Genomic DNA, 12,756 nt, shown 5'->3' on the forward strand with positions numbered 1-12,756 from the left:
CCTTATCTGGCGGCCATGCGCAGCGCGCCGTCGAGGCGGATCACCTCGCCGTTGAGCATGCTGTTTTCGATGATGTGCCGAACCAGGGCGGCATACTCCTCGGGGCGGCCCAGGCGTGGCGGGAACGGTACACCGGCTGCCAGCGAATCGCGCACCTCGGCCGACATGCCGGCCATCATCGGTGTCTCGAAAATGCCAGGGGCGATGGTCATGACGCGGATGCCGAAACGTGCCAGCTCGCGCGCCGCCGGCAGCGTCATGCTGGCGATGGCGCCTTTGGAAGCGGCATAGGCCGCCTGGCCGATCTGGCCGTCATAGGCGGCCACCGAGGCAGTATTGATGATCACGCCACGCTCGCCCTGCGCGTCTGCCGGCCCTTCGGCCATGGCGGCTGCGGCCAGGCGCAGCATGTTGAAACTGCCGACCAGGTTGACCTGCACCACCTTGGCGAAATTCGCCAGGGCGTGCGGGCCTTGTCGACCCAGGATCTTTTCTGCGCCGACGATGCCGGCGCAGTTGATCAGCCCGTGCAGGCCACCGAAGGCGTCCAACGCGGCTTGCACCGCCGTGGCGGCGGCGCCTTCGTCGCTGATGTCGGCCACGGCATGGCGAGCGTTCTCCCCCAGCGCCTGGGCCCTGGCCTGAACGGCCTGGGCATTGAGGTCGACCAGCAGTACCCGCGCGCCGGCCTCGACCAGCATCTGCGCAGTGGCGGCACCCAGCCCGGAGGCTGCGCCGGTGACGAGGAAAGACTTGTTCGACAGGTTCATCGGGGTGTTCCTTGGCAGGCCGGCAGCGACTGCGCGGCGTGTTGTCTGGCAATTTCCTGGTTACGCAGGATGAAGCGCTGGAGCTTGCCGCTGGGGGTTTTGGGCAGTTCATCGACGAATTCGATTTCACGCGGATAGGCATGGGCGTACAGACGCTGGCGCACATGCTGACGCAGGGCTTCTTCGAGCTGCGCACTGGGGCTGTAATCGGCGGCGAGCACGACGAAGGCCTTAATCAGCTCGGTGCGCTGCGGGTCCGGTTTACCCACCACCGCGGCTTCGATCACTGCCGGGTGTTCGATGAGTGCGCTCTCGACGTCGAAGGGACCGACCCGGTAACCGGAGGTTGTGATGACATCGTCGCTGCGGCCAACGAAGCTGATGCTGCCATCGTCGTTCGCCTCGACCGTGTCACCGGACAGGTAATAGCGTCCGACGAAGGCCTTGGTCGGCAGCTGGTGATAACCGGCGAACCAGCACAACGGCGAGCGCTCGCGGTCGATGGCCAATATGCCAGGCTGGCCGGGTGGCAGTTCTTCACCGGCCTCATCGAGCACCACCACGCGATGACCCGGCACGGCGAAACCTGCCGACCCTGGTCGTACCGGATGCGCCAGCCCGTGATGGTTGCACAGCACCATGCCCAGTTCGGTCTGGCCGTAATGGTCATGGATGGTGACCTGCAACTCGTCGGCGAACCAGCGGATCACCTCTGGGTTGAGCGGTTCGCCCGCGCTGCTGACCACCCGCAAGCGGCCCTTGAGCGGTGCCGAAAAGGTGCTGCCAGCGGCGATCAGCAGGCGGTAGGCGGTGGGTGAGCCTGCCAGGTTGGTGATGCCCAGCCGGGTGATGACATGGATGCAGCTGTCGACATCGAAAGGGCCGTCGTAGAAGGTGGTGGCATGGCCCAGGGACAGCGGACCGGTGACGGCGTAGTACAGACCATAGGCCCAGCCTGGGTCGGCCAGGTTCCAGAAGCTGTCCTCCGGACGCAGGTCGATGGCATCGCACATGTAGCCCTTGAAGGCGACCAGCGCGCGCAGCGGCACTTCCAATGGCTTGGCAGGTCCCGTGGTGCCGGAGGTGAACATCAGCAGGAAAGGGTCGTCGCCCGAGCGCATGACCGGCGCGCAGTCCTCGCTGGCCGCGTCGACCAGCCGATGAAAATCCGCTTCGTGCCCAACGGCCCCCACCGTGATCACACTCGGGCAGGCGACGAGGGTATCCAGTTTGCCGCGGTTATCGCGGTTGGTGACCAGCACCTTGGCCTGCGACTGGGCCAACCGGTGTTCGATGGCCTTGGGGCCGAACGCGGTGAACAACGGCTGATAGACCGCACCCACGCGCCAGGTGGCGAGGATGGTCACCAGCAGCTCGACGGTACGCGGTAGCAGGCCAGCGACTCGGTCGCCAGGACCGACCCCTTGCCCCTTGAGCACGTTAGCCAGACGTGCCGACATGGCCTGCAACTGTTCGAAGGTGTAACGGGCGCTGCGGCCGTCGCGATCTTCGCAGTGCAGCGCGACGCGCTCGGCGCCGGTGTATCGATCACAACACTCGATACAGGCATTGAGGGCCTGCAGGCTACCCTGCAGGGCAGCCGTGGTGGCCTTGGTGTAGTCGAACGCAGCCAGGGCTTGGGCGTGGTCACGCATCGTCGGACTCCGCAATTGTTATTGTGGTAGGGAACCTTCGTCCGACGATGTTCGCGCTGCCGAGCGGTCAGAGCAATGGCAAAAACCCTCAACGCGGCTGAACGCTTTGGTCACTCAGGCCAGGCCGCGCTCTCTGCCGTAGAGCATCTGCCGGGTGAGCTCGAGGATCAGTTCGTGCTCATGGCCGTCCCGCTCCAGGCGCAGCGCCTCCTGGGCCTGCTCCAGCGCCTCCTGGCTCAGGGCCGGTCGCTGCGCCTGCAAGGCCGCCTCCCGGTCGAGATGAGCCTGCTGGGCCGCCTCGAACGGCAACGGATGGCGCTCCTGGATGTAACGCTGCCAGAACAAATGACCCGCCAGGCTCTGGGAAAGCGACTCCACGGTCTCGGCGGTACGTACCGCTTGCACAGCCTGCTGCAGGTGTTCCTCGTCTACCTCCACCGCATCCGTCGAAGCCATGTCCAGTGGCTGGAAAGGCAGGTTCAGCGGCTTGCGCAACTGCACGCGGTAGTAGAGCCTGACAGCGAGCTGGTCGAAGCCGTCCAACGCCTCCAGGCGCTCACGGATGTCCTGACGCACGAAGCGCTCCAGACGTCGCAGCCGGAACAGCCCTTGTCCCAGGTTGATCAGCTCGTTGCCCCGCTCGTGCAACGTGTTGCGTTGCGCGCGGCTGATCGCAGCTCTGCGCAGCAGGTCGCTGAACAGCTCGCTGACACCATTCCAGGAGCGAGGCGGCTCGTTGGCGAGTTCGTAAACCCGCAGGCACAGGTCGGTATCGGCGTTGAGCGTTTCGAGCAGGCTCCAGACCCTGCGGCTCAACTCAACTGGAGCCTTGGTCTGTTCGGCCGACTGCGACAGGCGTCCCAGCAGTTTGAAGAACCCACTGCTGGCCGGAAGCCCTTCGAGGGTATCCCACAGCTGTGCGTCACCCTTGCGGTCCGTTGCGGCGGCAAGCCAGTGGGTGCGCGTCTGCTCTGCCGAGTTGGGAATGAAGGCCTCGGGCAGTTGCATGTGCTCCATCACGGTGTCGAGCGCGTAGAGCCGGCGCAACTCTACGCCCGAGAGTGGGTTGCGTTCTACCAGAAAAGCGCGTCGGAAGAGGTTGGGCATTTTCAGCGTGTCGGCCGAGATCCGCGAAATCTGGTTGTCGCGCAGATCCACGCGCTCGAGACCGGCACACAGGTGAACGCCTTCAGGCCATGTCATCAGGTGACAGTTGCGCAGCTTCAGGTCTACCAGGTGCTGGAGGTGGCCGAAGCTGACACTCAGGTTGCCAAGCGGGTTGTAGCTCAGATCGAGACTGCGCAGCTGGCGTAGATTGCACAGCGCATCGATACCCCCTCGGTCCAGACGCAAGTTGTTGCGCGAGAGCTGAAGCCGTCGCAGGTCGGTCAGATAGCCGACCCCTCGGGGCACCCACAGCAGCTGATTGTTGCTCAGATTGAGCTCGCGCAGCGCGCCGAAGCAGCGCAGGAATTCGGTCGAAATCTGTTGCAAGCCAGTGTCGCCGATGATCAGGGTGGTGATTGCCGGGAATTCGATCGGCGGCAACAGCGCTGGCAGGGAGCGCACTTGCGGTCCGCTGAGATTGAGGCTGTGCTCGGCGGGCGCGCCTTGCGCTGCCGCCCCGGACTCGCCTGACAGCCGCCAGGCCTGGCGTAGGCGCTCGGCGAGGGTGCGGCGCGCATGCCTGCCATAACTCTGCACCACGGCTCGGGTCCAGGTCTCCAACGCGCGGTCGAGACGGCTGAAGTCATCTTCGAGTGCCAAGAGTTTCGAGTAGGCCGAGCTCGGGTTCTGCATGAACGATTGCACCTGGCTGTCGAGCTGGCTGTCCGACAATGCTGGATACAGCACCTGCAAGCGCTGGCGCAGGACGCGGGTAGACGACGGGCCGGGGCCTGGTCTGTCGCTCAGCGGATAGCCCACCCGGCCATCGGCCAGCCGAACGCCGGGGTTGAAGCCGTGGGGTTCTTCGACCCAACCGAGCAGGCGCAGGCGCTCGAAGCGGCTGGCCGGCAGCTGCGCCTGCAGCGCGTGTCGCAGCTGCGCGACCCCGGCGGCCCCGTCCACGCCTAAGTCGCGACGCAAGGCTGGCGCAAGCGTTGAAACGAGCGCCGCCTCGATACGCAGCAGGGGCACGTCGTCAGCGACGGACAGCGGCTGATCGGCGCTGTTGTACACCCTGAATTCACCCTCTTCGCGAATCAGAGTGAAGTGTTCCACGAAGGGCGCATCGAGCCCGATCGACATGATCACCCGTCCATCGACCGCCCCTTCGCGCAGCACCCAGCGGCGGTCCCGGGTCCAACCCGGCAAACGGGCCAGCAGCGCCAGGGTGAGGGCACCGGTGTCGTGGCAGTAGGCGTTGTCCAGGTAGAGGCCCTCGACCGCCCGATTCAGTCGAGCATGCTGCGACAGCCAGCGCACCTGACTGGCCAGTGACAGGGGCAGTTTCGACTCGGCCACTGCGATGGCCCGGGTTGTGCTGTCGGCCAGCTCTGCGGCCTGCTGTGCGTAGGGCGGTGGCAGTGCCGGGAAATCGCGAGCGATCAGGCTACGCAGGGGGTCGGCGGGCAGTTGCTCGAGCGAGAGTGCCTCGAACAACCGGGCACGAAGCTCTGGGTTGCGGTGCAGCAGACGACTGCGCAACGCCTCGCCGGACAACCCGGACAGCGTCGGCTGGCCCAGGCACCAGGCCTGGATGGCAGCATCCTCCTCGGGAACCTGGCCCTGAACCAACGAGGTGAAGAACGCAGTGACCCGGCGATCGACTTCGAAGCGACGCAGGGTGTCGCTCAGCGCAGTGGGAAGGGTGGCGTTATGCGCCAGCAAGGCGCGCAGGATCCGGGCATCGAGCCCGGCGATGTCCAGCAACCAGTGGGCCTGGACTGCGCTGACCGGCGTCTGGAACGGCCATAGGGTATCGAGCATGTGCACTTCGTCGTGCCATTCCAGTGGCCGGTCCAGGCGAAGACGCCAGCCTCGCTCGCCGACCTGATCGACAATCGGGCCATAGGCTTCCCCACGCCAGGGATGAACCAGCCGCCACGGGCCATCGCCTGGCGAGCGGCGCACACGAAAGAGGCGCCCAGCGATGCGCACCCATCGGCGCTCTCCCTGGCCATACAGGCCATCGGCTTGCAGCGTGGGCTCCTGCGGCTGCTCGACATAGCGATCCAGTTCGAATGACCATAACCGTTTGCCCGACTCGCCCAGATCGACCGGCTGCAAGCCCTCGACGAATTCGCTGCGGGCGAAACCCCGTGCGACCACCGATGCGCCGCCTGCCAGGGCAGCGGTGACGGCAAGGGTCTCGGCCACCCCGAGCATGTGCTCCAGCGCTTCGTACTGATGACCGTGATACCAGTCCACCGCCCCCTCGAAGACCTCCGACAGTGTCTGCACCACCAGCAGCCCGAGCAGCATGGCGCCGACGGCCGGCACGAACAGACCGGCCAGATTGACCAGGCCCAGGCCGACGCCGGACCACACCTGCAACCTGGCATCAGCGGCCTCGGCGCTCGCTTGCGCCGTGGGCACCAGCAACAGCCTGGCGTCGGAGTGTATTCGCCGCACCTGCTGGGTCACCAGCTCGTCGAAGACATCCCCCTCGACCGTACCGCCCTCCGCTTCGAGGTCCGGCACGCTGTCGTACAACCGCTTGAGCAGGGTGACCAGAAAGTGTGGCCGCTGCTCGAGCGGCACGAGTTGGCTGAACGCTTGCCGGTACGCAGGACGACGCAGGTCGGCTACCAGTGACTGCTGCATGGCCGACCAGGATGAATAGCGTCGCAGTGCCTGTTCGGTATCGCTGGGCAGGTAGAGAATGACTCCCTTGGCCGCACCTTTGGCGTCGCGCAGATTGATCACCATGGCATCGGGCAGTACACAACCGAGCAGGCTCAGCACCCCGGGATAACCTCGCAGAAAAGCTTCATGGGGTTCCTGATTGGCATGCGCCACATCGTGCAGCACCATCTGTTCCTCGGCGCTGATATCGCCCTTGAGCGCTGCGATCTCCGCCATGAGCACCAGGGCCGAGCGCTTGTCTTCCGCCAGCAGGCGCCGTGTGGATGCGGTAAATACCTGTCCCAGGAGGTTCTGGTAAAGGCCGCCGACATCGGCATCGCGACACGCCTTGGCCAGGCGTTGGGGATCGGCGCACAACACCTGGTCCTCTCCCGGTCGGACCAGCCCCGACCCCTGCAGCACGGTGTCGTCGGAGGTGAAGTTCTGCATCAGCCGCAGCAGCCCAGGCTGACGGACGTAGCGCGGACGATACAATGGCCAGTGACTGCCGGGGGTCTGACTGAACTCGCGGCGAACATCCAGCCACTGCAAGGTTTCCAGCGCAATGCCGGAGGGCAGCTCGTCTGCCAGCAAGCGGCTGAAGGCATCCTTGGCGAAGGTCTGCAAGGGAATCAGGTCGACCGTGGCCGATCGAGTCTGAGCCTGACTGGCCTGGTGGCGTCGAAACCGGTCGCGCAGACGGTTGATCTGAGCCGCCGAAGCGTGCCGGAGCCAGGCGGGCAGCTGGCTGGCGATCAGGCCATCCACCGCTGAAGCGGGAACGGAAGGCGGCGAAGGAGTGGGAGAGATCATGGCGCCAAGGTCCTGTCAGGAATGGGCCCCCACTATCGAGCCACCCTGATGCCCCTCGGCAGGGGGAAAGACCCTCGTCAGCGCACCAGCGCCACACCTCGACGTCGGGCCTCCAGCCCCGCCGAGCACGACCCTGGCCGCCGCTCAGCGCGCGGCTGCGCCCAGCATCAGGGAACGATAATGCCCCGGATTGCAGCCGAACCACTTGCGGAACGCACGGTAGAACGAACTGCTGTCAGCGAAGCCCAGGCGCTCGGCGATGTCGGCCATCGATTCGCTGCCCTGGCTCAGCCAGTCGATCGCCAACTGGCGGCGTACGCTGTCCTTGAGCCCCTGGTAACTCTGGCCCTCATCGGCCAGGCGCCGGCGCAGCGTGGAGGCGGACAGGCACATGTCACGCGCCAGGGCGTGGGCATCGGGCCACTGCCCTGGCGCGATGCCGCCCAGCCGCTGGCGCACCTGGCGCGCCAGACTGTCCGGATCCCGGTACTTCACCAGTATGTTGCCCGGCGCCTTGGCCAGGAACTTCTGCAGCTCCTGCGGGGTGCGCCGCAGTGGCAGGTCTAGACAGTCACTGGACATGATCATCCGCGTGCGTGGCCGGTCGAAGTGCAGGTTTTCCGAGAACATCACTCGATAATCGTCACAGAACGGCGGCTCGGCGCAGCGCAGGTCGATGGCCAGGATGGGAATGCGGCGGCCCGCCAGCCAACAGGCGACCCCGTGCACGATCATCCAGAAGGTGAAATAGGTGAAGGCACGACGAGGGGTGTCGCGCGGCTCGTGAATGACGATTTCAGCCAGGTTGTGCTGACGCACCAGCGCCGGCTTGAGGTCTTCGAGCAGCAGCGAGAGCAAGCCCAGGGCCAGGTCCAGGGCATGCGTCAAGGTCGGCTGGGCGATGCTCATGCGACACAGCAGGGCCAGGCTGCCACTGGGCAGGCCGCGCGGATCCATGGCGAAGAATTCGTCGTTGCGGCGCTCGGCGAGCAGACGCCAGAGCTGGCCGTAAGCGTCGGCACGAACCCTGGCGGCTGGCTGGAGCAGACGCTGTGCGTCGATGCCGGCTCGTTGCAGCAACGCTTCGTCGGCTTCGCGGCAGGTGCCGGTCTGCAGCAGCGCCTCGCGAACCAGTTGCATGGAGATGGTGTCTTTTTCGCTCATCGGCGTTGGCGCTCCGGTCATCCGGCCATCTTAGGCCGCCCTCGCGAAAACACCAGTGCCGATACGCCTCAATTCTGCACACGCGCCAGCGCCAGTCGGGTCAGGCGCCTGGCTTCGGTGTTCACCGCCGTCTCACGCTCCAGCGCGACAGCCTGTACCTGACTCCGATAGACCTCATCGCCCAGTGAGTCGCGTGCGCTGTCCAGCGCGTCCATGCGCGTCCAGAATGGCGCTTCGATCTGATCGAAGGTCTGCGCATGGTGCGCGCGCAGATAACGCAGCCAGAAATCTCGCTCGCTGATATAGGAGACAAGCGCATCGCTGGCATCGGCCTGGCGTACTTGCACTTCGGCCATGGCCAGATCGGCGTCCGATACGTCGGCAATGAGCGTGAATTGCAGGCTGGACGGTTGGCCTGGCAGGTCGAGCGCCTCGGCCAGCCCCACTCGATAGGCCAGGCTCACTTCGACTTCATCGACGGCCTCCCCCGCAGCTCGGCGTCGCTGTATGACGCTGCGCACATGCATTTCGACCTGCTCCAGACGGAACAGACGACGGGCGAGGTTCAGCAACCCTGCTTCACTGCCGACTCCCCCCGGAGCCGCGGCGCCCGCCAGGGAAAATACTTCGAGCTGGGCGAACAGCGAAATCACGCTGTCGACGCAGGTCCGGGGCTGGGAGGCGAGACTGAACACTTCCTGACGCAGGTCCGAATCCGCTTCGATCGTTTCGAACAGCCGCCACAACCGGGTCTGCAGGTGATGGCGGGCCGAGCGGAAATCACTGGTTTCCAACACGTCCTGCAACAAGTGAAAGAAGTCGTTGCTGCCCCGCTCCTCACGCAGGCGCCCCCACTGTATGGTGCGGATCACTCGGTCCGAGTCGCTCAGCCCTTCGAACCAGCGACTCATGAGCTGCGGTTCGTTTTGCGGGCTTGGCACGCGCGAGGCATGCGATTGAACGTGCAGCCAGCGCTGCGCGTAGTCCGCCGGCAGCGGGTTGCCTTCCAGCGCCAGACCACGCCGCAACGACAGACGGGTGTCGGCCAGGTCATCGGGCAACTGGCTGATGGCGTTGTCGCGCAGATCGACGAACTCAAGAGACGGCGCAAGCTGCACGCGAGCAGGCATTCGGGTCAGGCCGGTCTCTCGCAGCCCCAACTGGCGCAGGCGCGGCAGGCGGTCCAGCGGCAGTTCCAGGTCGTGCAGCGCATTGCCGCTCAGGTTCAGCACCCGCAACAGTCGCAGGCTGCCGATCAGATCCTGGTCGGCGGCGCCGAGCACCAGGCGGTTGGCCCCCAGCAGCAACTGGTCCAACTGGGTGAAATGCGCCAAGGCTGGTGGTACGTGGGTCAGGGCATTGCGTTCCAGGCTCAAGTGCTGCACGTGGGAAAACGGCTGCAGGAACGTGTGTGGCGCGTCGTGCAGCTGCATGTCGTCGAGCCTGACTTCGCTGATATGAGCGAAATCGGCGTCGCTGGGCAGCGCTGGCAGTTCACGCACCGCGATACCGGACAGGTCCAGCATCATTCCCGGTTCGCCGTCGGGCTGCGGCCTGCCAGGCAGTCCCTGGCGCCTCCAGCAGCGGCGCAGCTCATCGGCCACGCGCCGCCGTGCCGCCTGGTGGGCAGCGAGCGTGCCGGCGTCGATCCAGGTCTCCAGCGCCAGATTGAGCGCCTCGAAGCGCTGCTCGGCGCGCAGCAACGCCGCGAAAGGCGAACCGGGTTGCTGTTCCAGCCAGCCCAGGTAGCTCTGCAACTGCTGGGGGTCGAACCCTGGGTAAAGACTGCGGACCCGATCCTGCAAAGTGCGCTCGGCCAACAGACCGGGCTCGCCACGGCCGCTGAGCAGGTAACCGAAGCGCCCGCCAAGCAGACGCTGCGGTGGCCTGAAAGCACGGGGCTGGGCGTCGATTGCGAGCATGGCCAGCAACGCCTTGCGATCGGCGGGCAGTCGGCGCTGCAAGTCGGCACGCATACGCGCCTCCCCGCCCACGCCATTCCAACCCAGACGCAGACGATCGGCCTCGGGCAGGAAATGCAGCATGATCGCCAGCAGGCCGCGAGGAGCCGCCTCGGCGCCGGTGAACAGACGTCGCCCTGCCTCGTATACCTGCAGCTCACCCTCGTGGTCTACCAGAATGCGAGGAGGGTTGGCCGCGTCGGGCTGATACAGGCGAAGGTACAACCGGCCTCGGAACGACTCTCGGCGAACTTCGAAATTCACCGAACGCGGCCACTGGGCGAACTGCAGAAGCAAGGAGAACACCAGCCGCGGCAGGTGATCGGAGTAGGCATTGTGCAGGTACAACCCCTGCAACATGCGGCATACCCGCCCCTGAACCTCCAGCCTGCGGGCCTGTTCGGCGACGGCCAGCGGCAGGGCCAGCCGAGTCGCCATGTGCTGACGCTGCTCGCTGGTTGCCCGATCCACCACCTCCAGGGCATAGACATCCGGCAGCGAGGGGAAATCACGCAGTACCAGTGCCATGAGCGGGTCCTTGCTCAGGTGTTGGCTCGACAGACGATCCATCAGATAGGCCCGCAGCTCCCTGTCACGCAGCGCAATGGCCTGACCGCGACGCGCGGGCAGACGGTCGGGCAGCGGCAGCTGTTCGAGGCACAGGTCCAGCAGTGCCGGGTCGTCGACGGGAGTGGCAGCGCTCAGGCCGGTGAAGAACCGCTCGATTCTCTCGTCCAGAGCGAAGCGTTGCAGGGTGTCACGCAGCGTCACAGGCAGGCGGCCCTGCTGAACCACCTGATCGTGCAGCGCGGCGTCATCGACGTCGGCAATGCGCAGGATCTGCTGGCAACGATCGGCATCCAGGTCCGCGGCCAGCGGCCAAAGATGCTCGAGCAGTGCCTGAGCAGTGTTCCAGAGTTGCGGACGTTGCCATGACAGACGCCAGCCGTACTCGCCGTTCCATTGCAGCGCGGGTGCGAACCCCTCGCGCCCATCGCTGCGCTGCAGGCGCCACTGGCCGACCTCGCTGTCGTGGGACAGCCGGTAGAAATGCTGCTGATGCCGCCACCAGCGTCGACCCGCCCGATGAAACAGCCCTTCGGCACCTTGAACGAGCCCTTTGGGAGGGGCGGCGTCGCGATAAGGCTCGAGCGCAGGCGACCACAGTCGCGGCCCCGATGAGGTGCTAACCGGCGCCATCTGCTCGAGAAAGGCGCCGCGCACCAGGCGATTGGGAAGCGCACCGGCCCCAGCTGCCAGGGCATTGACCGCGACCACCTCGGCCACGGCGAACAGGTGTTCGAGCGCTTCGTGCTGATGCCCGCGCAGCCAGTCACTGGCCCCTTCGTAGACCTCGTGCAGGGTCTGCACGACCATTTGTCCCATCATCAGCTCGTTCAAGCCTGGAACGAACAAGGCGGCCAGCTGCAGAAGGTTGCTGCCGACCGACTCCAGCGTATCCAGACGGGCCTGGCGCGCCTTCTCGTCGGCCTGCGCCGTGCTGACCAGCAAGTAGCTGGAGTCTGCGCGCAACTGGGCGATATGCAAACGCGTCAGCGCCGTAAACAGCTCCGTGCGCAGCGGCTCGCCGTGCACTTCCAGATCCGGCACAGGGTCACTCAGACGCACACGCAGCAACCCCAGCAAGGTCGGGCGCTGCGCCAGGGAGATGAGTCCCAGCACAGGCGCACGCTGTCGCTCGTCTTGCAGCAGCGTCTGGAGATGTCGCTCGAGCTCGGCCCATGACTCGAAGCGTTGCAGGGGGCGATGGGCCAGGTACAGGATCAGACCGGCGCAATGGTCAGCCTTGGCCGGCGCGACGCCCGCAGGTGTCCCGCGCAGTTCGAACAGGATCGCCATGCTCAGGGTGCACCCCAGGACCTTGAGATGCTGGACCTGCACCCTGGCGCACTCGGCGTGTGACAACGGCTGGCCGGCCAGGGCCTGGCGCAGCATGGCCACATCGGCCGGCTGCAGCCGACCTTGCAGGTCGGCCAGCTCGACTGCCAACGCCAGTCGCTGGCGCTTCTCTTCGCGCCACTCCAGGCTGACGGCGCCATCGAGAATGCCGTCGAGCCGGCCAAGGTACTGGGTACCGACATCGACCTGCCGGCAGATCCGCGCCAGCCGAGCACTGTCGATGAGCAGCGGGGCAGCATCGAGCGGGTGTCCGGGCTCTCGATGAATCAATCCGGTGTGGCTATCGAAGCGTTCATTCTCCGCGAAGTTCTGCATCAAATGCGCCAGCGCCGGCTCGAAGGAGTGATGCACGACCAGCGCCTCGCCGCCCATCAGGCTGGAGTTCTGCCAACGGTGCCGCCACAGCGCACGTGTAAGATCCAGATGCACGCCGGTTTCGCGCAGGATGGCATCCTCCAGCACCCGGCGCGCAAACGCGTGGGGTTCCTGCAACGCGGCGAACTCACGGGTCAGCAAGGTCTCGCTGGCGCGTTGCGCGGCGTGCACGGCTTTCAGCGCAGCGATCTGCGCGGGGCTGGCGGCGGCCAGCCAGGGGGGCAGATGTTCCCCGATGAAAGCATCCAGCAAGTCCAGGGGCTGGTCTTCGGTGGTCATGGGCGAGAATCCTGGGCGATGAAGACCCTA

General features: G+C 65.8%; 5 protein-coding genes. All 5 read right to left on the reverse strand.

Going from position 1 to position 12,756, the window contains the following annotated elements:
- Positions 1-2 precede the first annotated feature (2 nt).
- A complete protein-coding gene (locus IAE34_RS14095) occupies positions 3-770 on the reverse strand; it encodes an SDR family NAD(P)-dependent oxidoreductase (RefSeq protein WP_200139575.1) in 768 nt (255 codons plus the stop codon).
- Positions 767-2,425 (reverse strand): AMP-binding protein, encoded by a 1,659-nt coding sequence (locus IAE34_RS14100; RefSeq protein WP_200139576.1) that lies wholly within the window; start codon positions 2,423-2,425, stop codon positions 767-769. Before IAE34_RS14100 ends, IAE34_RS14095 begins: the two co-directional genes overlap by 4 nt.
- A 114-nt stretch (positions 2,426-2,539) precedes the next feature.
- The gene (locus IAE34_RS14105; RefSeq protein WP_200139577.1) at positions 2,540-7,027 is read right to left on the reverse strand and encodes an NEL-type E3 ubiquitin ligase domain-containing protein; all 4,488 of its coding nucleotides are present in this window, start codon (positions 7,025-7,027) and stop codon (positions 2,540-2,542) included.
- A 144-nt stretch (positions 7,028-7,171) separates the two neighbouring features.
- A complete protein-coding gene (locus tag IAE34_RS14110) occupies positions 7,172-8,191 on the reverse strand; it encodes an AraC family transcriptional regulator (RefSeq protein WP_200139578.1) in 1,020 nt (339 codons plus the stop codon).
- Positions 8,192-8,259: 68 nt separating this feature from the next.
- The gene (locus tag IAE34_RS14115) at positions 8,260-12,726 is read right to left on the reverse strand and encodes an NEL-type E3 ubiquitin ligase domain-containing protein (protein WP_200139579.1); all 4,467 of its coding nucleotides are present in this window, start codon (positions 12,724-12,726) and stop codon (positions 8,260-8,262) included.
- Positions 12,727-12,756: the final 30 nt, after the last annotated feature.

Origin of the sequence: Pseudomonas sp. S30, from assembly GCF_016518545.1 — a bacterium.
Classification (GTDB): Bacteria; Pseudomonadota; Gammaproteobacteria; order Pseudomonadales; family Pseudomonadaceae; genus Aquipseudomonas.

What these genes read in the sequence shown, in the direction of transcription:
- IAE34_RS14095 (WP_200139575.1), bottom strand. Translation starts at nt 770, where the DNA reads ATGAACCTGTCGAACAAGTCTTTCCTCGTCACCGGCGCAGCCTCCGGG.
- IAE34_RS14100 (WP_200139576.1), bottom strand. Translation starts at nt 2,425, where the DNA reads ATGCGTGACCACGCCCAAGCCCTGGCTGCGTTCGACTACACCAAGGCC.
- IAE34_RS14105 (WP_200139577.1), bottom strand. Translation starts at nt 7,027, where the DNA reads ATGATCTCTCCCACTCCTTCGCCGCCTTCCGTTCCCGCTTCAGCGGTG.
- IAE34_RS14110 (WP_200139578.1), bottom strand. Translation starts at nt 8,191, where the DNA reads ATGAGCGAAAAAGACACCATCTCCATGCAACTGGTTCGCGAGGCGCTG.
- IAE34_RS14115 (WP_200139579.1), bottom strand. Translation starts at nt 12,726, where the DNA reads ATGACCACCGAAGACCAGCCCCTGGACTTGCTGGATGCTTTCATCGGG.